This window comes from Massilia sp. CFBP9026 (genome assembly GCF_034045165.1).
Classification (GTDB): domain Bacteria; phylum Pseudomonadota; class Gammaproteobacteria; order Burkholderiales; family Burkholderiaceae_D; genus Telluria; species Telluria arenae.
On sequence record NZ_JAXCWH010000003.1, the window covers coordinates 615,301 to 637,361 of the forward strand.

Consider the following 22,061-nt stretch of genomic DNA (forward strand, 5'->3'; position numbering starts at 1 on the left):
GGATGACCATGGATAAAACGAGCCGCAGCAAGGGCAGGGGAACGGGACGGGCCACGCTCGAGCAGGTGGCGGGCATGGCCGGCGTGTCGATCATGACCGCCTCGCGCGCGCTCAGCCAGCCGCAGATGGTCTCCGAGGTTACCCGGGTCAAGGTGGAGCGTGCGGTCGCGGAACTCGGCTACGTGCCCAACCGCGCGGCGCGCGCGCTGGCCTCCTCGCAATCGCATGTGATCGTGGTGCTGGTGCCGTCGTTTTCCAACGCCGTGTTCACCGCCGTCCTCGAAGGCATCCACGATGCCGTCGCGCCGGGCCAGTACCAGCTCCTGATCGGCAACACCTATTATTCGCAGGCCGAGGAAGAAAAGCTGCTGCGCACCTACCTGCAATCGAGCCCGGACGGCATCCTGTTCTCGAGCCAGGCCCACAGCCCGGCCGTGGCGAAGATGATGGAGGCGTCGCAGGTGCCGTCAGTGTCGATGATGGACCTGTCCGACGATGCCGACGCGCTGTCGGTCGGCTTCTCTCAGTTCGAGGCCGGCATGGAGATGACGCGCCACCTGATCCGGAAGGGCTACCGCCGCATCGGTTTCATCGGCGCCCAGCTGGACGAGCGCACCTTGCGCCGCGCCGACGGCTATCGGGCCGCGATGGTCGAGGCGGGCCTGGCGGATCCACGGCTCGAGCTAATGGTGCCGGAGCGTTCCACGATCGCGCTCGGCGCCGAGTTGATGGGGCAGATGATGGCGAATATGCCCGACTGCGACGCCGTCTTCTGCTGCAACGACGACCTGGCCCACGGCGCCGTCTACCACTGCCAGCGCCACGGGATCCGCATCCCGCAGGACATCGCCGTCTGCGGCTTCAACGACTTGCCGGCATCGGCATGGATGATGCCATCGCTCACCACCATCGACACGCCGCGCTACCAGATCGGCTTCGAGGCCGCCAGCCTGCTGCTGCAGGTGATCAAGGGCCAGGAGCCCGAACGCAAGCGCATCGACCTGGGATTTACCCTGCGTGAGCGCGAGAGCGCCTGACCTGACGAAGCTTAGTAGCTCTTATAAGGCAGGAATTTACCGGACAAGACCACGTTGACGCGGTCGCCCTTCGGGTCTTCGGTGCGCTGGATGTCCATCGAAAAATCGATGGCGCTCATGATGCCGTCGCCGAATTCTTCGTGGATCAGTTCCTTGATCGTGGTGCCGTACACATTCACCAGCTCGTACCAGCGATAGATCAGGGGATCGGTCGGCACCGCCGTGGGCAGCGATCCCTTGTAGGGCACGATCTGCAGCCAGGCGATGGCTTCGTCGGACAGCTCGAAGATCTTGCCGACCGCCTCGGCCTGCGGCTTCGTCAAGGTCATCTGGCCAAGGCAGGCGGCCGTGGTCCATTCCTTCGACAGGCCGGTGGCCTCGGTCACGTCACGCCATTTGATGCCCTTGCGGACCTTGGCGGACAAGATCATTTTGGTGACGTCTTCACGACATGAAATCATAGTGGGCTCCATCGATGTGGTGGTGGTAAGGGCGGACGCTCAGGCCGAAGCCCGGGCAGGGTAATGGTCGGGTGCGGAAGGTGCGGCATCGTCCTCCAGGCCGGGCTGCACGATGCGCGTCTCGAGCGGTTCCGCGCCGTCGGCGCCGGACTGCTGCAGCATCTTCGAGCGGCGCACCAGGAAATCGACCAGGTGGTTGCGGATCTTGTAGAACTGGGGATCGCGGTGGATCGTGGCGCGGCTGCGATCGGCCGGCAGCGTGTTGACGACGATCTCGGCGATCCGCGCCTGAGGCCCGTTGCTCATCAAGAAAATGCGATCGGCCAGCAGGATCGCTTCGTCGACGTCGTGGGTGATCATGAAAACGGTCTGGCGCGTCGCCGCGCAGATGCCCAGCAGCTCGTCCTGGATCGTGCCGCGGGTGAGCGCGTCGAGCGCGCCGAACGGTTCGTCCAGCAGCAGCATCTTGGGTTCGACCGCGAAGGCGCGTGCGATGCCCACCCGCTGCTTCATGCCGCCGGAGAGCTCGGACGGCTTCTTGCGCGCCGCCCCGCTCAGGCCGACCATCTCGATGAAGCGCGCGCCGTGTTCGCGCACCTTGTCGCGCGGCCAGTCGCGGTGGCGCGAACGCACGGCGAAGCCGATATTGTCTTCCACGCTCAGCCACGGCAGCAGGGCGTGGTTCTGGAACACCACGCCGCGGTCCAGGCCCGGGCCGGTCACTTCGCGGCCGTCCATGATCACGGTGCCGGCGCTGGCCGCTTCGAGCCCGGCCAGCACGTTCAGGATGGTGCTCTTGCCGCAGCCCGAATGGCCGATGATGCAGATGAACTCTCCGCGCTCGATCGCGAATGTCACCTGCTCGAACACCGGCGGCTGGCCGGCGCGGTAGGTCTTGGCCAGGCCGTCGACCTGGACGAAGCGGTCATTCGGCATAGGTCACCTTTTTTTGCAGCGCGGCGAACATCAGGTCCAGGGCCATGCCCACGATGCCGATCATGAGCACGGCGAAGAGCACATTCGCCAGCGACAGGTTGTTCCACTCGTTCCACAAGAAGTAACCGATGCCGTTCCCGCCGATCAGCATTTCGGCGGCGACGATCACCAGCCAGGCGATGCCCATCGAGATGCGCATGCCGGTGATGATGGTCGGCGCGGCCGCCGGCAGGATCACCAGGAAGGCCTTGCGCAGCGGTGACACTTCGAGCGTGCGCGCGACGTTGAGCCAGTCCTTGCGCACGCCGGCCACGCCGAAGGCGGTGTTGATCAGCATGGGCCAGATCGAACAGATGAAGATCACGAAGATGCCCGAGATCGACGAATCCTTGATCGTGTAGAGCGCGATCGGCATCCAGGCCAGCGGCGAGATCGGCTTCAAGACCTGGATGAACGGATCGATCGCGCGGTACAGCAGCGGCGACATCCCGATCACGAAGCCCAGCGGGATCGCCACCAGCATCGCCAGCAGATAGCCCAGGCCGACGCGCACCAGCGAATGCCCCAGCTGGATGCCGATGCCGCGGTCGTTGGGGCCGTTGTCGTAGAACGGATCGCCCAGGTGGCCGGCCGCCAGCCGCGCGAACTGGGCCGGCGTGGGAAAGCCGCTGCCCGCATCGGGCGCCGGGGCCACATCGGCAGCGGCCGGCGCCTGTCCCATCAAAGCCGCGTATTCGGCTTCCTCCGCGCTCATCGCCGCCACTGGCGCCGCGGCGCGCGGCGCGGTGGCGATGTGCCACACGCCGACCACGACCAGCAGCAGCGCCAGCGACAACAGCGCCGCCCTGAACCTCAGTTGCTTGTGCATGGGCTTCTCCGGTGTCAGGCGCGCTTGATCGCAAAGCTGTCCAGGTAGGCCTGCGGCTTGGCCGGGTCATAGGTCTTGCCCATGATCGTGAACGAGCGGTAGCCGTTCGCCGCGGCGGCCGGCGCCGGCATGCCGAGGGCAGCCATCTGCTTGCGCGCATCGGTCAGCAGGAACACCTGTTCGGCCAGCGCCTTGTAGTTGACGTCGCCCTTCAGGTAGCCCCAGCGCTTCATCTGCGTCAGCATCCAGGTCGCCATCGAATACCAGGGCAGGGCGTCGAAGTCGGCGCGGTCCGGCTCATTGCGCACCTTGCCCAGGCCATCGGCGAAGCGGCCGGAGAGCGCCTGCAGCACCACCGTCTCGGGCTGGTTCAGGTAGGCCGGCTTGCTGATGGCCTTGGCGATCTCGGGCCGGTTCTCGGCCTTGTGCGCCATCGCGGTGGCGTTCAGGATGGCGCGGTACAGCGCGGCGAAGGTGTTGGGGTTCTGGTCGATGAAGGCCTGCGAGGCGCCGAAGGCGCAGCAGGGATGGCCGTTCCAGATGTCCTTGGTGAGGATGTGGATGAAGCCCACCTGGTCGAACACGGCGCGCTGGTTGAACGGATCGGGGCCGAGGAAGCCGTCGATGTTCCCGGCGCGCAGGTTGGCGACCATCTCGGGCGGCGGCGTGACGCGCAGCTGGACGTCGCGGTCCGGGTCCAGCCCGTGCTCGGCCAGGTAGTAGCGCAGCAGGAAGTTGTGGACCGAGTACTCGAAGGGGATCGCGAACTTGAAGCCCTTCCAGTTGCGCGGGTCGCGATTGTCCTTGTGCTTGAGGGCGAGCGTGATCGCCTGGCCGTTGATGTTCTGGATGGTGGCGACGCGCATCGGCTGCGGCGTGCCGCCCTGGCCGATCGACATCGCCAGCGGCATCGGCGCCAGGAAGTGCGAGGCATCGAGCTCGCGGTTGATCATCTGGTCGCGCACCAGCGCCCAGCCGGCGGTCTTGCTGAGGGTGACGTTCAGGCCCTGCGCCTTGTACATGCCCATCGGGTCGGCCATGATCAAGGGCGTGGCGCAGTTGATCGGGATGAAGCCGATCTTGAGGTCCTTCTTCTCGAGCGCGCCCGTTTTTTCCATCGCATTGGCCTGCAGGCTGGCCAGCGGCAGCAGCGAACCGATCGCCGCCATCAGCGTCGGCCCGCCCACCGCCTTGATCAGGTTCCGGCGCGTGGCGTCATGGGGAAACAGGGCGCGCACCGCGGCCGCCTCGACGAAGTCGCCGGACAGCGCTTCGGCGTCGCCCGCGCGCCGCAGTCGGGCGGCTTGGGCCTGGCGATCATGCTCGTCCTGGGAGCCGTGCTTGCCGCAAGGGCAGCCGTTCAAGGATGACTCGGTCGAGTAAGGACGGTACAGATTCTCATCTTTCATTGGCGAAGATCCCTGGTAGTGGTGATGACGCAAAAAATGAAACGGTGGCCTGATCATGTTGACAGCAAGAGCTGTGCCATATGGAATCGCAGACAGGTAAGCCGTTCATTTCAAAGGTGAAACACGCTTTTTGCGTTGGCCTTCATCGGCAGGGCGGCGCCTGCGATTTCCACTAACAGGCACCGGCTACGCGCATTTGCCCAACCGTGGTGCATGACCGCTTTACATCATTCGTCCACAGACGCTACAATCTCCCTTATCGATGTTAGCGTTAACATATAGAAATGACGACAGAAGCGCGAGACGACAACAAGGGAACGGCCTGGGTAGTCATGGGTGTGAGCGGCTGCGGCAAGAGCAGCATCGGTGCGAAGCTGGCTGCCGCTCTTGGGGTGCCGTTCATCGAGGGCGATGCCTTCCATTCAGAGGCCAATGTCGCCAAGATGTCTGCCGGTGTCCCGCTGACCGACGATGACCGCCGCGACTGGCTCCTGAATCTGCGCGACAAGCTCGCCGCACGCGAGGGCGGGGCGGTGCTGTCGTGTTCCTCGCTCAAGCGCGCCTATCGCGACCTGCTGCGCAGCGGGGGCGGCGATGTACGCTTCGCGCACCTGGCCGGCCCGCGTGAGGTACTACTCGAGCGCGTCAGCAATCGCCCCGGTCATTACATGCCGCCGTCGCTGCTCGACAGCCAGCTGAGCACGCTCGAACCCTTGCAGGCCGACGAAGCCGGCATCACCCTCGACATCCGCGACAGCCAGGAGCAGCTGGTCGCGCAGATCCTCGCCAGCGTTTAATTCAGCGCCACCAATTCCCCGCCGCATGCATATGCCGGCGGGGTAATCGCGCGCGCCATTCACATCGGATAGACACGTCCTGAAAATCAGACTATATTTTCCATTCCGACTTGGAAAGGTTTCCAATCCCGTTTTCCACACGAATCCGCACGACATCATTCGAGACCAACGAATAAGTTGGCAAGCCGCGGCACGACCATCCGGCACGGCCGCATTTCTTGTAGTGAGATAAGAGGAGTCGACGTGAACAACCAGAACCAGAATCATCGCTCGAGATGGAAACCTTTCCATGCGCTTGTCGCCGGCATCCTGCTGGCCTGTGGGGCGCAAGCTGCGGCCAGCGTCACCAACCCGGTGATCGGCCAGCTGCTGTGGTCAGAGGAGTTCAACGGCAGCAATGTCAACACCGGCGTGTGGAACCTGCAGGACGGTAACGGCTGCCAGATCGGCCTGTGCGGCTACGGCAACGCCGAGCTGCAGTACTACAGCCCCAATAACGCCAGCATCGTCAACGTGCCCTTCGAATCGGGCACGCGCGCGCTGGCGATCCAGGCGCGCAGCCAGACGATCGGCAGCAACGTCTTCACCTCGGCCCGGCTCGACACCAAGAACAAGGTGCAGGTGCAGTACGGGATGATCGAGGTGCGCATGGCCGCGCCGAACCTCGGCACCGGCTTGTGGCCGGCCGCGTGGATGCTGGGCGTGAGCCCGCAGACCTGGCCGCGCAACGGCGAGATCGACATCATGGAGGCGGGCCACAAGGCGTCCGAGCGGGCGCACGGCAACGCGCCGTCGTCGAACCACTTCGTCGGATCGAACGTGATCACCTGGCAGCAGGCCGCCTGCGTGCCCGGCAACGAGAGCTGCGCCGCCTCGACCGCGTGGCAGACCAAGAACTGGTACGTGCCCCAGAATTCGCTTGCGAATCGCTTCGTCACCTACCGCTTCTATTGGGACGAGAGCCAGATGCGCTTCACGACGGTCGATAACGGCGTCGAACACAATATGTACAACGCGCCGCTGCCGGTCAATTCGAGCGCGCTGCAGGCGCCGTTCTACCTGCTGCTGAACATGGCCGTGGGCGGCAACTTCACCGACGCCGCCAACCCGGGCCAGGTCACGGCGCCGCTGCCCGGCACCATGTACGTCGACTACGTGCGCGTCTACCAGATGGACGGCAAGGGCCAGGTGAAGCTGGGCGACCAGACCGTGCCCGAAGTCGCCGGCAAGTTCGGCGTGTTCACCGACACCACAGCGGTCAATAACAAGCTGGTGGCGGGGACGAGCTCCGACATCTTCCTGTGGAACGCGGCCTCCACCGGCGCCGGCAATACCGCGCCGTTCGAGGGCAATAACGTCATCGCCTGGAACTACACGACGCCGGGCCAGTGGTTCGGCGGCGGCATCCAGGCGCGCCAGGCGCGCAACCTGAGTAACTACCGCGCCAACGGCACTGTGAAATTCCGCATCCGAATCCCGGCCAACGTGGGCTTCAGGATCGGCATCGGCGACACCTACACGAACCAGAATTGGGTGAACTTCCCGGCCAACACCACGGCATTTGGATTGACGCGCAACGGCCAGTGGGGCCAGGTCTCGATTCCCGTCTCGACCCTGCTCGGACCCCTGGTCGCGGCGCAGTCGCTCCACGACATCTTCATGATCTCGAGCATCGACGGCGCGCTGCCGTCATCGAGCTTCCAGTTCGCGATCGACGATATCGTGTGGGAATCGGGCGGTGGCGGCACCACGCCGCAGCCGGAGCCGAGCGGCCCGACCTCGGTCAGCCAGACCTCGTCGACGATGCTGCAGTTCCGCACCACCACCGGCGGCTGGGCCGACGTGCATTACACCGTCAACAACGGGCCGCAGCAGAACGTGCGGATGCAGCTCAGCGGCGCCAACAACACCTACACGGCGGGCGGGCTCAAGATCGGGGACGTGGTGCGCTACTGGTTCACCTACTGGGACGCGCAGCGCGGGTTCGCGGTGGATACGCAGCAGCAGACGCATACGATGCAATGACGGGACCGGTCATGGAACCGTGACATCCAGGCGGTAGGTGCGGCCCGTTTCGATGTTGTCGATGCGGGCCGCAGGCAGGGCGACGCCGTCGCATATCACCTCGACCCGGTCGACCGTACCACGCTCGATGTCGACCTCGAAGGTCGCGCCGCGGAAGCGCCGCGTCACCGTCATGCCATCCCAGCCCGACGGCAGTTGCGGCGCCACCGTCAAGCCTTTCAGGTCGCCTTTCAGGCCGCACAAGCCCTCGATCAGGCAGCGGTAAACCCAGGCCACGGTGCCGGTGTTGAACAGCTGGCTGGAGCGGCCGGCGGTGCGCGGATATTCCTTGTAGGCGCCGCGGTAGTAATTCGGGATGAACACCGGCAGCTGGCCGCGCTGCAGGTAGTCGTCCAGGCCCGGGCCGGGGATCATCTTGCGCAGCGCGTCGAAGGCGCGGTCGGCTTCGCCGATCGTGTACAGGCTGTAGATGTAGAACACCGCGGCGTGGTTGTACACGGCGCCGTTCTCGGCCGAGCCGGGATGCTTTTGCGTGACGCGGCCGACGTCCTCGCGCATGCCGCTGTAGGGCGGCGCGAACATCTGCACGCCGTAGGGCGTGCGCAGCTGCTCGTCGATCGCGTCCAGCATCAGTGCGCGCTGTTCGGCACTGGCGGCGCCCGACAGGAAGGCCCAGCTTTGCGGGTTGAGGTAGATGCGGCCTTCGGTATCGCTGGCGACGCCGAACTTGACGTTGTCGTCGGTGATGCCGCGTGCGAACCAGGCGCCGTCCCACAGATGGGCTTCGGCGGCGCCGTTCATCGCCTCGGCGCCGGCGCGGTAGCGCGTCAGCGAAGCGGCGTCGCCGCGCGCTGCGCACACGTCGGCCCACAGGTTCAGCGCATAAGCCGCCGCCACCGTCAGCCAGCCCGAGACGCCGCGGCCCTTGTAGCCCACCATATTCATTGGATCGCACCAGTCGCCCTGCTCGATATAGGACAGGCCGCGCGCATCGCGCCGCAGCAAGAGCCAGTCCATCGCCAACGAGATGCGCTCGAACGCGGTTTTCACAACGCCGTCGTGGGTGGCGACTGGCGCATCGAGGATGGCATCGTCCCCCGTTTCGTCGAGGTAGGCGCGCAGGCATACGGGCAGCCACACGCAGTGGTCGGTGTGCGGGATCTGGTTGATGTATTTCAGCTCGGCGCCTTCGAACAGCAGGATCCCGTCCGGCATCGCGCCATTGGCTTCCTGCTGGCTCAGCGCATGCAGGAAGGCGGCGCGCGCCACCGCCGGCTTGACGAAGGCCATGCCCATATTGTCCTGCAGGTAGTTGCGGGTCTGCGGGTCGGTGGAGAGGCGGTTGACGTCGCCGTGGTAGTAGACCTGGCGCGCGAGCCAGGTGTTGACGAAGTTGTCGAGTTCACGGTCCGGGGTCGCGATCCGGAGCACGCCTTCGCCCTCGGCGATATAGGCAGCGTAGTCGCGCGCCGCGGCGGCGAAGCCCTGTTCGCTCAGGTATTTTTCGCGCAGGGACGCGATCTCGGCATCGTCGAAGGCGGGGCCGAACAGGAAGCGGCGCGTGGTTCCTTCGCTCGGCGCCAGCGATAGCCGGTACTGGACGACGGCGGCCGGCGTCTCGTAGCGCGCGTCGCCGCAGCCCAGGCGTTCGCCTGCGATCGCGGAAGGCGCATGCAGGCCGCCTTCGCCCTCGAACGCGATCTGTCCCACCTCCCAGGCGTCCGGCGCCTGCTCGCACAGCAGCACCGTGCGGTCCTTGAACAGGCGGTTTTTAAAATAGTCTTCCAGCTTCTGGTAGGGCGTGACGCTGGAAGCGACAATGCCTCCCAGGTCGTGGCGGTACTCGGCCGACTGGTTCATCCACGACATATAGCCGATCGTGAAATAGGGATAGACGCTGATGCGGCGCGGGCGGTCCGACAGGTTCGTCACTTCCATCGACCACAGCTCGGCGACGTCGTCCACCGGCAGGCCGAGCACGAGTTCGATGCGGATGCCGAACTTCTCGACGGTCCAGCGCAGGTCGTGGCGGCCTACCGAGAATTCGAAGCGGTCGACGCCACCGCGCACTGGCTCGTAGGGCGCCGAGAACAGCTCGCCCGTATCTTCGTCCTTCACGTAGAAGAAGCGGCCCGGATGGTGGGCATAATAGTGCTGCTCCGGCTGCATGAAGGACTTGGCCTGCATGTTCGGCGCATGCGAATACTTGCTCGGTTCCGGCTGCATGAACTGGGCGGTGGCATAGCCGCGGCAGGTCGACTGGATCATCATCCTGCGGTTCCACAGGAAGCCGCCGGCCTGCGGCATCGCGGTGGGAGTGGTGAGCACGTAGCGGTCGTCTTGCGGGTGCAGCATGGATGGAATCTCCTGTGTGTTCATGGCGCCGCCTTGCGCGCCGTCAGGTCGGCCTGGATGCGCGCCAGTAATTTGCCGTCGAGGTTATAGAAGCACATGACCAGCACCGCCAGCAGGGCGAAGGAGGCCGGCACGAACGACATCAGCCACACGATGCCGGCCTGCGAGCCGGTGGTTTGCGCCGCATTCGGCACGTAGCCCAGCGCGGTGAACACGGCGCCGATCACGCTCACGGCAACCGCGGTGCCGAGCTTTTGCGAGAAGGTGGCGGCGGCGAAGGTCATGGCGGTGGCGCGGCGGCCGGTGGTCCATTCGTTGTAGTCGGCGGTGTCGGCATACATCGAGAACGCCAGCGGCGACTTGGGCCCGAGCACGAAGCCGGTGGCCGCCTGCAGCGCGAACATCAGGTCGATGCGGTCTTCGGGGATCAGGAAGAAGGCGGCCGAGAACACCGCGGTCGCGCTCATCAGGACGATCATGAGCAGCTTCTTGTCGACGTAGCGGGTCATGAGCGGCGTGCAGGCGGCGCCGATGGCGGCGAAGATCATATAGGTCGGCACGAAGCTGGCCATCAGCTCGGGGCGTTCTACCACGTACTTGAAGTAATAGGCCGAGGTGGTGGTGCGCAGGGTGATGGTCACCATGATCACCAGGGCCAGCACGAACAGCACCACCCAGGGACGGTTGGCAGCGAGGTCGCGGATGTCGCGCAGCACGTCGCTCTTCTGGCCGGGAGGCGGCGCGATCCGCTCGCGGGTGTTGGCGAAGGTGATCAGGAACATCAGCGCGGCGGCGATGCTCCAGGCCACCATGGTCAGCTGCCAGCCGCGTTCATCGTCGCCGCCGCCCAGCCACCCCACCATGGCCGGCGTGGCGGCCGTCACCAGGGTGGAGCCGCCGAAGGCGAAGATGAAGCGCAGGCCGTTGATGGTCGAGCGCTCCTGCGGGTCTGCCGACATCACGCCGGACAGCGCGTTATAGGGGATGTTGACGCAGGTGTAGAACACCATCATCGCCAGGTAGCTGGCGTAGGCCCAGATCAGTTTGCCGTCGGCGTCGAGATCGGGCGTGGTGTAGGTGAGGACGGCGGCGGCGCCGAGCGGGATCGACATCCAGACCAGGTAGGGGCGGAACTTGCCGAAGCGGGTGCTGGTGCGGTCGGCGGCGGCGCCGATCAGCGGGTCGGTGAAGGCGTTGATCAGTTTGATCGAGGCCAGCAGGGTGGCGGCTTGCGCCGCCGAGATGCCGAAGGTGTCGGTGTAGAAGATCAGCAGGAAGGTTGCGATATTGGCCCAATAAAAATTGAAGCCCATATCGGCTACGCCATAGCTGAGCTTTTCGCGCCAGCCAAGGGGGGCGTTCGCTGCTGCAGGTGTCTCGGGCCCGCGCTTGAACATGCTTGTCTCCAGATTTTGTGTTTTATGTGAGCGCTAACATATCCGGCAAGTATGCCGATCAGTGGGCGGTATGTCAAACATGGATTGAAACCAGCGAATGTGATCGTTGTTGTCAGGGTGGAGAATGGAATCGGCGCGAGGATGCCGCATAATGCATACTGGAAATTACACTGGATCGCAGACGTTCAAAAGGAGGTACCATGACAAGCACGGTGAATCTACACTTTAATATGCAACAACTGCCAGTGCTGCTCGATACGCTTACACAAGCGAAAGCCACTCTAGAGAGTGCATGGAAGAAATTGGATGATTCACACCCCGATCATGGTGCGATGGAAGCACGGTCTGAGCACATCGCTGTCCGCGACGAGGTTGCTGCAACAATCCTTAAAATCGACGCAGCGCTCGCGCTGGTGCCCATGAGCGGCGTCGCGAAGAGCAGTGCTTTGAAGATCAAGGACAGGCTTTAACCAGATGCCGGGCGAATTGCGATGCCGGCCGGTAGCGCGGTTGGCATGGCTCGCGTCTTGCAACGTCGCTTGAGGCTCATCGATAGCGCTTCGTTACACGCTGTCACTCGGCTGGAGACGCTGATGTATTGCATGGCGCCCTTTCGAATAGGATGATGAATGGCATGAATGCAGATCGCCAGCAACTAGAGAATGCGGCGCGTCCGCCCGTTCAGCAACGCGCGGATTCGCCCCCCCTGACCGATTCCCGCGTGAAAACGGCCGAACTGGCCAGGCAGCAGGCGCTCGCGCAGGCATCGCCACGCGTGGCGCGGTTGCATGAGATGGCCGACTTGGCAAACGCGGTGACCGGGAAGCGCATGAATCATGCCGGGAGTGGATCCGGGGGCGCTGCGCTCCAGCGTGTCGAGAGCGAGGCGCACCTTAACGAGACCGGGATGCCTGACCAACTAAAGGCGGGGATCGAATCGCTCTCGGGCATGGACATGTCGGCCGTGCGTGTACACCGGAACTCGGGCAAGCCCGCGCAGCTCGAGGCGCATGGATATGCACAAGGGACCGAGATTCATCTGGCGCCAGGGCAGGACAGGCATTTGGCGCACGAGGCATGGCATGTGGTCCAACAGATGCAGGGAAGGGTGAAGCCAACCATGCAGCTCAAGGGAGGCAGCATGGTGAACGATGCTCCGGAGCTCGAGCGTGAGGCCGATCTCATGGGCGAAAAGGCAGCGACGGGGACCTTCCTGCATGACGGGCGCGCGCACCAGTTGCGGCGGCAAGGCTACGCCATCGATGCCGGCCCGCGCATGCCTGCGCAGCGCGTCAAGGTGGCCGGGGCCGGCATCGTGCAACGCGTCACAGCCCAGATCCTGGAGGGGACAGAGGAGGGCGTGATCGACGGCATCGCGATCGTCGGCCGTCCACCGCATATCTTCGGCGGGACGATGGGAGACCATTCCTCGGCATTTGTCACGACTGTGGCGGGCCTGCAGGCGCAGCTGAAAGAAACCAATATCGACCAGGCCGCGGTCATCCTGTATCGCCTGTCCCAGAACCTGGATAATGTGCCAGGGGTGCTGCTGATCGACAGCGCACCGCAGGCGCACCGGGACCGGTGGCATGCCGCCCGGGCCGAGATGGAGACGATCTGGGGGTTTCTGATGCCCCGCATGATGAGCCGCCTGCACGGAGGCGGGCCCGCCTATGACCAGCACGATGCGGCGCACATCCAGCGTTTTGCCGAGGCCTTTCTTGAGGCGCGCGAGCTGGTGCCCCTGTCGACTATCAATACCAAGGCGATCAACGCCCCGTTAGCGGGCAAGGGCAAGGGCGAGTCTGCCCGTGCCCTGGTGCATGCAAATGCCGGCCAGGCGATTCCGCTCGATACCCTGGTGAACACCGTGGTTGGCCTGTTCGATGCCCGTTCCGCCGCCGTGGTCTGCTCGATCACCGATCAGGCGATGATGGACAAGGTGGCGCCGGGCATGCGCGTGGCCGTATCGGCCGAGCAGCGGGCGCTGGCCATGATCAAGCAGCACCTCTGGACCATCGACATGATGTACCCTTCGGCGGCCGAGCAAGTGCGGCCCGGTTACGACGGCATCATCACGACGCTATTGCAGAACATCACGCAAAAGATGGACGAGAACGCCGAGGTCCAGCGCGACGGCGTCAAGGTGCCCGGCAAGCGTGGCGGAAACAACGGCGAGAGCGGCCAGCGCTATCTCGCCTCGTCGATCTCGCTGCACGACGACGGTCGCATCCGCGACGTCAGCATCGAGGGGCGGACCACGTCGCCATTCTCAGGCACCATGGGCGCGCATACGACGGCCTGGACGGTACTGATCGACCGCATGCGCAACCAGCTGGAAAGCTCGCCACTGGCCGAGGCGGCACAGTCGCTGCTCGAGATCAGCGAGCAGGCGCAGGAGCACTTGTATGCCGCGTCCGAGAAATTCCAGGCCGATACCAAGCAGCTGGTCAAACTGTCGTCGGCGCTGTCCGCGCTCGGGGCCGCGGAAAAGAAGCTGAAGAGGATCGTCGCGATGAACGCGGGCAAGCAGGTCGATCGTCCCATCGGTCCCTTCCAGCAGCTTCTTACCATTCAGGAAGCCATCAATTGCGTGCTTGACCTGCAAAACCTGACGCCCGGCGCTACCCTTTATGTTGGCAATACGAATGGCGCGCGCGAGGGGCATTACCGTGGCATCCTGCTCAAGCATGTGAAGGATGGCGTGGGAACGAAGGTCGAAGTCCGCGCCGCCGTGCTCGGACTTATGGATCTGAAAGGGCTGGACCAGCACCGGGCTACGATTGGCCAGTCCATCAGGGCGGAAATGAAAGACCCGCAACGCCAGGAAGCAGAAAGCGGGTACTACCAGGACCTGTTGATGCTGGGCACGCGCCCGACGCCAGGTGCGGCCGGCGCCGAACTGCAGTTGCTGGAGCATCACCTGGAAATGGTCGAGGAGGCCTATCCGGGGGCGGTCGCGTATGCCGGCATCGATATCAACGATGACACGGCGGTGAACTTGATTATCGAAGCGGCGGCGTATGCGGCGGATGAAGGGTTCGAATTGGACGAAGATTGATACGCCTGCGGTGCCGGGGAGCCAACCTCCGGTCGGTGTGATCCGCAAGCGCTAGGGGACGATTAGAACTCTTCCCACTCCGCCTCGTTGACCTTGGCTGGCGCGGCTGGTTTGCCGGCCGTCTTCGCCGTTGAGGGCTTTGCAGCAGGCTTTGCAGCAGGCTTGGCCGGGGCTTGCGCCACAGGCTTGGCCAACGCCGGCCGTGCCGGCGGACGCTTCACCGGCGTCACCGGCGCCGCCGGCGTCACATGCCGTGGATCGAGCTTGAACACATCGACCACCTGCGCCAGGCGCTGCGCCTGGTCCTGCAGCGCCGCGGTGGCGGCGGTGGCTTCCTCGACCAGCGCCGCGTTCTGCTGGGTCGCGTTATCCATCTGGCCCATGGCCTGGTTGACCTGGTCGATGCCGGTGATCTGTTCCTGGCTGGCCGACGAGATTTCTCCCATGATGTCGGTCACGCGCTGGATCGAGTCGACCACTTCGCGCATCGTTGCGCCGGTGTGGTCGACCAGCTTGGTGCCGGTGTCGACCTTCTCGACCGAGTCGCCGATCAGCTGCTTGATTTCCTTGGCGGCAGCGGCCGAGCGCTGCGCCAGCGTACGCACTTCCGAGGCCACGACCGCGAAGCCGCGGCCCTGTTCGCCGGCGCGCGCCGCTTCGACGGCCGCGTTCAGCGCCAGGATATTGGTCTGGAAGGCGATGCCGTCGATGACCGAAATGATGTCGACGATCTTGCGCGACGAATCGTTGATCGAGCCCATGGTGGCGACCACCTGGTCGACCGCCTGGCCGGCCTGGGTGGCGACGCTCGAGGCGGCGATCGCCAGCTGGTTGGCCTGGCGCGCGTTGTCGGCGTTCTGGCGCACGGTGCCGGTCAGTTCTTCCATCGAGGCGGCGGTTTCTTCCAGTGCCGCGGCCTGCTGTTCGGTGCGGCTGGACAGGTCGAAACTACCGGCCGCGATCTCGCTCGAAGCGCCGCTGATGGTTTGCGTGCCGCTGCGTACTTCATCGACGATCTTCGACAGCGAGGTATTCATATGGCCCAGCGCGCGCAGCAGGGCGCCCGTTTCATCGGTGGCCTTGCTGTCGATTTCGACCGTCAGGTCGCCGGCAGCCACCTGCTCGGCGGCGTGCACCGCCTGGCGCAGCGGACGGGTGATCGAGCGGGTCAGCAGCCAGGCGAACACGCCGCCCAGCAGCAGGGCGCCGGCGGCCAGCGAGCCGATGACGAAGTTGCCGCGGCTGGCGGTGCTGGCGATCAGCTCGGCGCTGGCGGCGATGCGCTTGTGCTGCAGGTCGACCAGTTCCTTGACGCGTTCCTGGTAGGCCTTGGCGGCCGGGTTGAATTGCTGGGTCAGGATTTGGTCCGCCAGTTCGACGTTGCCCTCGGCTTTGGCCTTGACCGCGCCATCGCGCGCCTTGCTGTAGGCGGTGCGGTGTTCCATCACCGACTTGAACAGGGCGGTCTCGTCGTCGCCGCTGATCAACGGTTCGATCTGCTTGACCAGGTCGGCCGACAGCTTGCCGGTGGCGGCCGCGTCTTCCTTGAAGAAGTCGGTCAGTGACGGGTCGCTGCTCTTGACGATCGCGGCGGTACGGCGCACGGCGGCGAAGATCTGGGTATACCACTCGGCGATCATGCGCTCCTTCGCCAGCGGTTCTGCCAGAATCGACGAAGTCTCGTGCGCGACCTGGTTCAGGCGCCAGACGCCGACGGTGGCGATGATGACGGTCATCAGTAGCGTCAGCGCGAAGCCGGCGGCCAGGCGCGTACCGATGTTGAGTTTGATGAAATTGCCCATGTTTTATCTAATTAAGAGGGTTTTTCCGCCGGACTGGCGGCATCCTTGCGGCTTATTTGTGCTTATGACACTGGATCTGTCTTTACGACTGTTGTCGGCAAATTATTGTCTCTTCCGACCGGTTACAATTATTGCCCAACCGAAACGAAAATGCACTCAGAATAGTCGGTTTGTGATCGGGCGGCGACAGTCCATCGGAGGGTGTTGCTGCCTTGATATCAAGAAGTATTTGCAGGATTAAGGTATAATTTCAATTTCCCGCGCGTGCCGTTCGGCACCATCAGCACAATGACCAAATTCGTATTCGTCACTGGCGGCGTCGTGTCTTCCCTGGGCAAAGGGATCGCGGCCGCCTCCCTCGCCGCGATCCTCGAGAGCCGCGGACTCAAAGTCACCATGCTCAAGCTCGATCCGTACATCAACGTCGATCCGGGCACCATGAGTCCAACCCAGCACGGCGAAGTGTTCGTCACCGACGACGGCGCCGAGACCGACCTGGACCTCGGCCACTACGAGCGCTTCATCAGCACCCGCATGAAGAAGGTGAACAACTTCACCACCGGCCAGATCTATGAATCGGTGATCCGCAAGGAACGCCGTGGCGAGTACCTCGGCAAGACCGTGCAGGTCATCCCGCACATCACCAACGAGATCCAGGACTACATCCGCCGCGGCGCCGAAGGCGTCGACGTCGCGCTGGTCGAGATCGGCGGCACCGTGGGCGACATCGAATCGCTGCCGTTCCTGGAAGCCGCGCGCCAGCTGTCGCTGCGCTCGGGCCGCAAGGGCGCCGCGTTCGTGCACCTGACCCTGGTGCCGTTCATCGCCTCGGCCGGCGAACTCAAGACCAAGCCGACCCAGCACAGCGTGCAGAAGCTGCGCGAGATCGGCATCTCGCCGAACGCGCTGCTATGCCGCGCCGACCGCCGCATCCCGGACGACGAGCGCGCCAAGATCTCGCTGTTCGCCAACGTCGAAGAGCAGGCCGTGATCTCGGTGTGGGACGTGGACACCATCTATAAGGTGCCGCAAGTGCTGTGCGACCAGGGCCTGGACGACATCATCCTCGAAGCCCTCGGCCTCGAAGCGCCGAAGGCCGACCTGTCGATGTGGACCAAGCTGATTCACACGCTGGAAAATCCGAAGCACGAGATCACCATCGGCATGGTCGGCAAGTACGTCGACCTGATCGAATCGTACAAATCGCTGACCGAAGCGCTGCGCCACGCCGGCATCCACACCGAGAGCCGCGTCAACATCGAGTACCTCGATTCCGAGGAAATCGAAACCCGCGGCTGCGAGCACTTGGCCAAGTACGACGCCATCCTGGTGCCCGGCGGCTTCGGCAAGCGCGGCGTGGAAGGCAAGATCATGGCCGCGCGCTACGCCCGTGAAAACAAGATCCCATACCTGGGCATCTGCCTGGGCATGCAGGTCGCGCTGATCGAGTACGCCCGCAATATGGCCGGCCTGCCGAATGCGAACTCGACCGAGTTCGATCCGGAAACCGACCAGCCGGTGGTCGCCCTGATCACCGAGTGGCAGAACCACGACGGCAAGGTCGAGAAGCGCGACACCAACTCAAACCTGGGCGGCACCATGCGCCTGGGCGCCCAGACCTGCGCCGTCAATCCGGGCACGCTGGCCGCCGAGATCTACGGCAACGTCGTGACCGAGCGTCACCGCCACCGCTACGAAGGCAACAACTACTACCTGCCGAAGGTCGAAGCTGCTGGCCTGACGGTGTCGGCGCGTACCCCGAACGAAGACCTGTGCGAGATCATGGAACTTCCGCGTGACGTGCACCCCTGGTATATGGGCGTGCAGTTCCACCCCGAGTTCAAGTCGACGCCGCGCAATGGCCATCCGCTGTTCACGTCGTTCATCCAAGCGGCGCTGGCGCACCAGGCTTCCAACACCAATACCGCGGCCGGCGCAGCAAATGCGGCCCCGGCCTTGCAAGGAGATGCAGCATGAAACTCGCTGGATTCGACGTCGGCCTCGAGCACCCGATTTTCCTGATCGCCGGCACCTGCGTGATCGAATCGCGCCAGATGGCGATGGACACCGCCGGCACGCTGAGAGAGATCACTTCGGCGCTGGGCATCCCGTTCATCTATAAATCGTCGTTCGACAAGGCTAACCGCTCGTCGGGCAAGTCGTTCCGCGGCCCTGGCCGCGAGAAGGGCCTGGAGATCCTGGCCGATGTGCGCCGCGAAATCGGCGTGCCGGTCCTGACCGACGTCCACGACGAAGAGATGATCCCCGAAGTGGCGAGCATCGTCGACGTGCTGCAGACCCCGGCCTTCCTGTGCCGCCAGACCGACTTCATCAACGCCTGCGCGCGTTCGGGCAAGCCGGTCAACATCAAGAAGGGCCAGTTCCTGGCGCCTGGCGACATGAAGAACGTGATCGACAAGGCACGCGCCGCCGCGCGCGAAGCGGGCCTGCCGGAAGATAACTTCATGGCCTGCGAACGCGGCGCCTCGTTTGGCTACAACAACCTGGTGTCGGACATGCGCGGCCTGGCCATCATGCGCGAATCGAACTGCCCGGTGGTGTTCGACGCGACCCACTCGGTGCAGCTGCCGGGCGGCCAGGGCACTTCGTCCGGCGGCCAGCGCGAGCACGTCCCGGTGTTATCGCGCGCCGCCGTGGCGGCGGGCATCGCCGGCCTGTTCATGGAGACGCATCCCGATCCGGCCAATGCGATGTCGGACGGTCCGAATGCCGTGCCACTGGCCCACATGAAGGAACTCCTGACCACGCTCGTCGAGATCGACCGCATCGTCAAGAAGACCGGTTTCATGGAAACCAAGTTCAAGTAACAGCGCATCCTGGGAGCATCCTGCGGCAGGATGCCCCACCCGATTTCCCCACCTCCTGGAGACTGAGAAACATGAGTGCTATCGTTGATATTATCGGCCGTGAAGTCCTCGACTCGCGCGGTAACCCGACCGTCGAATGCGACGTGCTGCTGGAATCGGGCGTGATGGGCCGCGCCGCGGTGCCGTCGGGCGCCTCGACCGGTTCGCGCGAAGCGATCGAACTGCGTGACGGCGATCCGAAGCGCTACTTCGGCAAGGGCGTGCTGCAGGCCTGCGAGAATATCAACACCGAGATCTCCGAAGCGATCATGGGCCTGGACGCCAATGAGCAAGCCTTCCTGGACCGCACCCTGATCGATCTCGACGGCACCGAAAACAAGAGCCGCCTGGGCGCCAACGCCATGCTGGCGGTGTCGATGGCCGTCGCCAAGGCTGCCGCCGAAGAAGCCGGCCTGCCGCTGTACCGCTACTTCGGCGGTTCGGGCGCGATGCAGATGCCGGTGCCGATGATGAACGTCATCAACGGCGGCGCGCACGCCGACAACAACCTGGACATCCAGGAATTCATGATCATCCCGGTCGGCGCGCCTTCGTTCAAGGAAGCGATCCGCTACGGCGCCGAGGTGTTCCACACCCTCAAGAAGATCCTGCACTCGAAGGGCCTGAACACCGCCGTCGGCGACGAAGGCGGCTTCGCCCCATCGGTCGCGAACCATGAAGAAGCCATCAAGCTGATCATGCAGGCGATCGAGCAGGCCGGCTACGTGGCGGGCCAGGACATCGCCCTGGGCCTGGACTGCGCGGCCAGCGAATTCTACAAGGACGGCAAGTACGTGCTGGAAGGCGAAGGCGGCTTGAGCCTGTCGGCAGCTGACTTCACGAACATGCTGGCCACCTGGTGCGACAAGTACCCGATCATCTCGATCGAGGACGCGATGCACGAAGGCGACTGGGAAGGCTGGGCCACCCTGACCGCCGCGCTGGGCAAGAAGGTGCAGCTGGTGGGCGACGACCTGTTCGTCACCAACACCAAGATCCTGAAAGAGGGCATCCAGAAGGGCATCGCCAACTCGATCCTCATCAAGATCAACCAGATCGGCACCCTGACCGAGACCTTCGCCGCCATCGAGATGGCCAAGCGCGCCGGCTACACCGCCGTGATCTCGCACCGCTCGGGCGAAACCGAAGACTCGACCATCGCCGACATCGCGGTTGGCACCAACGCCCTGCAGATCAAGACCGGCTCGCTGTCGCGTTCGGACCGCATGGCCAAGTACAACCAGCTGCTGCGCATCGAGGAAGACCTGGGCGACATCGCCAGCTATCCTGGCCGCGACGCGTTCTACAACCTGAAGTAATCCACCTGGCCGGCGCGCGGGGAGGGCGCTTGCTCTTCCTGTTCTCCGGCCAGATTGCATCCTCTTTTTGCCATGCGCCTGATCACGATCGCCCTTGCCGCACTGCTCGTGCTGATCCAGTACCCACTCTGGCTCGGCAAGGGCGGCTGGCTGTCCGTGGCCGACATGCAGGGCCAGGTCGAGGCCACGCGGCTCAAGACCGAGCAACTCACCGCCAGGAACGCCAAGCTGGCTTCTGAGGTGGTTGACCTGAGGGATGGCACCGGCGCCGTGGAAGAGCGCGCGCGCTACGACCTGGGCATGATCAAGCAGGGCGAGATCTTCGTGCAGGTGCTGCGCAAGAACGAGCAGCCGGTCGAGTCGATGACCGTGCCGCCTCCGCCGCCTCCGCCGAAAAACGGCGCCAAGCCGGACGCGACCCCGACGCACTAATTTATCATTATGAGTGAACAGAATTCCCCGATCGATCCCGCCAGCCTCGATTCGCTCGATGCGATTGCGGACTGCCTGGCCGATGCCTTCGAAGATGGCGATGGCGCCATCATTGGCGCCGCGCTGAAGGCGGTGTCGCAGGCGCCGGGACTGGGCGCGCTAGCAGCCGCTGTCGGCGTGCCGCGCGAGCAGCTGGGCGCTGCATTGGCGTCAGGGGAGTTCGACCTCGATCTCACGCTCGAGATCATGAAGGTGGTCGATTTGCATATGAGTGGTGGGCATAGCGACAGCTAACCGCGACATCGGACACATCGGGGTCAGGTCTGACATTCGGACACGGCCTCAACCATATCAGCCCCGGCGGCATTGAGTTGCCATTCTCAGACGTCAATTACAGCTGAGGTCGTGTCCGAATGTCAGACCTGAGGTGGTCCGGACTTTCTGGACAGTTATTTAGGCACACGGAATGCGGCTTCGACGGCGGCAGGCGTTTGATAGCCCAAGGTTTGATGTAACCGCTGCTTATTGTAGTACGTCTCGATGTAGTCGTTCACCACTGCCATTCCTTCGGCCCTGGATGCAAAGAGGCGGTCGTGCATTGCCTCGTTCTTCAGGTTCGAGAAAAAGCTCTCTGCAACAGCGTTATCCCAGCAATTGCCTTTGCGGCTCATGCTGGGCAGCACGCTGTTCGCTTGCAGCAATTCACGGTAATCGTTCGATCCATAGACGGTTCCCTGGTCGCTGTGGAAGATCAATCCTGCCCTAGACTTTCGCTGTGCCAGCGCCATGTTCAGGGCCGCCATGGGTAAGGTCGTCGCTTGCGTGGCATCCATCGCCCAACCGACGACACGACGGGCAAACAGGTCCAGTACGATGGCCAGATGAAGCCACCCTTCCTTGGTGCGCATGGCTGTCATGTCGCCAACCCAAATCATGTTTGGTGCGGTGACGTTAAAGCGGCGCTTGACCAGGTTCGGCGCTGGCGGCTGCACCCGCTGCATCGCCTGAATGGCGCGGAAGCGCTTAGTGCGGGACGTCTGGATATTCTCCAGTTTGCGCAGCCTCCTGACGCGGTGCTTGCCGCATTTGATGCCTTCGGCATTGAGCAAACGCCACATCTTCACTGCGCCAGGCGCCCAGCGATGCGCTGTGTTGATCCTGACGATTTCGGCGCGCAAGGCCAGATCTTCCTGACTACGAAGGCTCGGCGTAGCCTTCTTGTACGCGTAGTACAGGCTGCGGCTGATTTCGAGACCATGGCACAGCGCCTTCACAGGAAACTCGTTGCGATGCTC

General features: G+C 64.0%; 18 protein-coding genes. 10 read left to right on the forward strand and 8 right to left on the reverse strand.

The genetic code is table 11. The annotated features are described in order from the left end of the window. Window positions 1–8: 8 nt before the first annotated feature. Window positions 9–1,037: an HTH-type transcriptional regulator GntR gene (gene gntR, locus SOM28_RS11075; RefSeq protein ID WP_320468132.1), complete on the forward strand. Its 1,029-nt coding sequence runs from the start codon at window positions 9–11 to the stop codon at window positions 1,035–1,037. 11 nt (window positions 1,038–1,048) lie between these two features. Here the strand turns inward: gntR and cynS are convergent, their stop codons facing one another. Genes cynS through SOM28_RS11095 form a run of 4 tightly spaced genes read right to left on the reverse strand, consistent with a single transcriptional unit; the run spans window position 1,049 to window position 4,711 of the window. Next, the gene (gene cynS / locus SOM28_RS11080) at window positions 1,049–1,498 is read right to left on the reverse strand and encodes a cyanase (protein ID WP_123068334.1); all 450 of its coding nucleotides are present in this window, start codon (window positions 1,496–1,498) and stop codon (window positions 1,049–1,051) included. A 39-nt stretch (window positions 1,499–1,537) separates the two neighbouring features. Further along, the gene (locus SOM28_RS11085) at window positions 1,538–2,434 is read right to left on the reverse strand and encodes an ABC transporter ATP-binding protein (RefSeq protein WP_320468133.1); all 897 of its coding nucleotides are present in this window, start codon (window positions 2,432–2,434) and stop codon (window positions 1,538–1,540) included. After that, window positions 2,424–3,302, reverse strand: a complete 879-nt coding sequence (gene ntrB, locus SOM28_RS11090) for a nitrate ABC transporter permease (protein ID WP_320468134.1) — start codon at window positions 3,300–3,302, stop codon at window positions 2,424–2,426. The genes SOM28_RS11085 and ntrB overlap by 11 nt, the downstream gene beginning before the upstream one ends. Before the next feature lie 14 nt (window positions 3,303–3,316). After that, complete coding sequence (locus SOM28_RS11095; RefSeq protein WP_123068331.1) at window positions 3,317–4,711, reverse strand: CmpA/NrtA family ABC transporter substrate-binding protein; 1,395 nt, start codon at window positions 4,709–4,711, stop codon at window positions 3,317–3,319. Between the two features lie 284 nt (window positions 4,712–4,995). Between SOM28_RS11095 and SOM28_RS11100 the strand changes: the two genes are divergently transcribed. After that, window positions 4,996–5,508 (forward strand): gluconokinase, encoded by a 513-nt coding sequence (locus tag SOM28_RS11100; RefSeq protein WP_123068330.1) that lies wholly within the window; start codon window positions 4,996–4,998, stop codon window positions 5,506–5,508. 243 nt (window positions 5,509–5,751) lie between these two features. After that, a complete protein-coding gene (locus tag SOM28_RS11105; RefSeq protein ID WP_320468135.1) occupies window positions 5,752–7,533 on the forward strand; it encodes a glycoside hydrolase family 16 protein in 1,782 nt (593 codons plus the stop codon). A 9-nt stretch (window positions 7,534–7,542) separates the two neighbouring features. On the opposite strand, the gene SOM28_RS11110 is transcribed toward SOM28_RS11105, so the two are convergent. Continuing rightward, window positions 7,543–9,912: a GH36-type glycosyl hydrolase domain-containing protein gene (locus tag SOM28_RS11110; RefSeq protein WP_320468136.1), complete on the reverse strand. Its 2,370-nt coding sequence runs from the start codon at window positions 9,910–9,912 to the stop codon at window positions 7,543–7,545. Further along, window positions 9,909–11,285: an MFS transporter gene (locus tag SOM28_RS11115; RefSeq protein ID WP_123068327.1), complete on the reverse strand. Its 1,377-nt coding sequence runs from the start codon at window positions 11,283–11,285 to the stop codon at window positions 9,909–9,911. The genes SOM28_RS11110 and SOM28_RS11115 overlap by 4 nt, the downstream gene beginning before the upstream one ends. A 200-nt stretch (window positions 11,286–11,485) precedes the next feature. On the opposite strand from SOM28_RS11115, the gene SOM28_RS11120 reads away from it, so the two are divergent. Both SOM28_RS11120 and SOM28_RS11125 read left to right on the forward strand, forming a co-directional pair. Next, on the forward strand, window positions 11,486–11,755 hold the full coding sequence (locus SOM28_RS11120; protein ID WP_123068326.1) for a hypothetical protein: 270 nt from the start codon (window positions 11,486–11,488) through the stop codon (window positions 11,753–11,755). Between the two features lie 164 nt (window positions 11,756–11,919). Continuing rightward, window positions 11,920–14,346 (forward strand): eCIS core domain-containing protein, encoded by a 2,427-nt coding sequence (locus tag SOM28_RS11125; protein WP_320468137.1) that lies wholly within the window; start codon window positions 11,920–11,922, stop codon window positions 14,344–14,346. Window positions 14,347–14,408: 62 nt separating this feature from the next. Here SOM28_RS11125 and SOM28_RS11130 read toward each other — a convergent pair whose 3' ends face one another. Beyond that, complete coding sequence (locus tag SOM28_RS11130; RefSeq protein WP_320468138.1) at window positions 14,409–16,148, reverse strand: methyl-accepting chemotaxis protein; 1,740 nt, start codon at window positions 16,146–16,148, stop codon at window positions 14,409–14,411. 288 nt (window positions 16,149–16,436) lie between these two features. Between SOM28_RS11130 and pyrG the strand changes: the two genes are divergently transcribed. The 5 genes from pyrG (at window position 16,437) to SOM28_RS11155 (ending at window position 21,060) form a co-directional block, all read left to right on the forward strand. Further along, window positions 16,437–18,125 carry a CTP synthase gene (gene pyrG, locus SOM28_RS11135; protein ID WP_123068336.1) on the forward strand — a complete coding sequence of 563 codons (1,689 nt, stop codon included), beginning with the start codon at window positions 16,437–16,439 and terminating at the stop codon, window positions 18,123–18,125. Continuing rightward, window positions 18,122–18,976, forward strand: a complete 855-nt coding sequence (gene kdsA / locus SOM28_RS11140) for a 3-deoxy-8-phosphooctulonate synthase (RefSeq protein ID WP_320468139.1) — start codon at window positions 18,122–18,124, stop codon at window positions 18,974–18,976. Before pyrG ends, kdsA begins: the two co-directional genes overlap by 4 nt. A gap of 71 nt (window positions 18,977–19,047) precedes the next feature. After that, window positions 19,048–20,334: a phosphopyruvate hydratase gene (eno, locus tag SOM28_RS11145; RefSeq protein ID WP_123068323.1), complete on the forward strand. Its 1,287-nt coding sequence runs from the start codon at window positions 19,048–19,050 to the stop codon at window positions 20,332–20,334. Between the two features lie 72 nt (window positions 20,335–20,406). After that, window positions 20,407–20,766, forward strand: a complete 360-nt coding sequence (gene ftsB, locus SOM28_RS11150; RefSeq protein WP_123068322.1) for a cell division protein FtsB — start codon at window positions 20,407–20,409, stop codon at window positions 20,764–20,766. 9 nt (window positions 20,767–20,775) lie between these two features. Further along, the gene (locus SOM28_RS11155) at window positions 20,776–21,060 is read left to right on the forward strand and encodes a helix-turn-helix domain-containing protein (protein WP_123068321.1); all 285 of its coding nucleotides are present in this window, start codon (window positions 20,776–20,778) and stop codon (window positions 21,058–21,060) included. Between the two features lie 155 nt (window positions 21,061–21,215). Here the strand turns inward: SOM28_RS11155 and SOM28_RS11160 are convergent. Then, window positions 21,216–22,061: IS3 family transposase (locus tag SOM28_RS11160; RefSeq protein WP_320468140.1), on the reverse strand; the 846-nt coding region annotated here is incomplete at its 5' end.

Bases quoted from the DNA above. Each gene is read 5' to 3' on its own strand.
- SOM28_RS11110 (WP_320468136.1), bottom strand. From the start codon at position 9,912: ATGAACACACAGGAGATTCCATCCATGCTGCACCCGCAAGACGACCGC.
- SOM28_RS11085 (WP_320468133.1), bottom strand. From the start codon at position 2,434: ATGCCGAATGACCGCTTCGTCCAGGTCGACGGCCTGGCCAAGACCTAC.
- gntR (WP_320468132.1), top strand. From the start codon at position 9: ATGGATAAAACGAGCCGCAGCAAGGGCAGGGGAACGGGACGGGCCACG.
- ftsB (WP_123068322.1), top strand. From the start codon at position 20,407: ATGCGCCTGATCACGATCGCCCTTGCCGCACTGCTCGTGCTGATCCAG.
- ntrB (WP_320468134.1), bottom strand. From the start codon at position 3,302: ATGCACAAGCAACTGAGGTTCAGGGCGGCGCTGTTGTCGCTGGCGCTG.
- SOM28_RS11100 (WP_123068330.1), top strand. From the start codon at position 4,996: ATGACGACAGAAGCGCGAGACGACAACAAGGGAACGGCCTGGGTAGTC.
- SOM28_RS11095 (WP_123068331.1), bottom strand. From the start codon at position 4,711: ATGAAAGATGAGAATCTGTACCGTCCTTACTCGACCGAGTCATCCTTG.
- cynS (WP_123068334.1), bottom strand. From the start codon at position 1,498: ATGATTTCATGTCGTGAAGACGTCACCAAAATGATCTTGTCCGCCAAG.
- SOM28_RS11120 (WP_123068326.1), top strand. From the start codon at position 11,486: ATGACAAGCACGGTGAATCTACACTTTAATATGCAACAACTGCCAGTG.
- SOM28_RS11130 (WP_320468138.1), bottom strand. From the start codon at position 16,148: ATGGGCAATTTCATCAAACTCAACATCGGTACGCGCCTGGCCGCCGGC.
- SOM28_RS11155 (WP_123068321.1), top strand. From the start codon at position 20,776: ATGAGTGAACAGAATTCCCCGATCGATCCCGCCAGCCTCGATTCGCTC.
- SOM28_RS11115 (WP_123068327.1), bottom strand. From the start codon at position 11,285: ATGTTCAAGCGCGGGCCCGAGACACCTGCAGCAGCGAACGCCCCCCTT.
- pyrG (WP_123068336.1), top strand. From the start codon at position 16,437: ATGACCAAATTCGTATTCGTCACTGGCGGCGTCGTGTCTTCCCTGGGC.
- SOM28_RS11125 (WP_320468137.1), top strand. From the start codon at position 11,920: ATGAATGCAGATCGCCAGCAACTAGAGAATGCGGCGCGTCCGCCCGTT.
- eno (WP_123068323.1), top strand. From the start codon at position 19,048: ATGAGTGCTATCGTTGATATTATCGGCCGTGAAGTCCTCGACTCGCGC.
- kdsA (WP_320468139.1), top strand. From the start codon at position 18,122: ATGAAACTCGCTGGATTCGACGTCGGCCTCGAGCACCCGATTTTCCTG.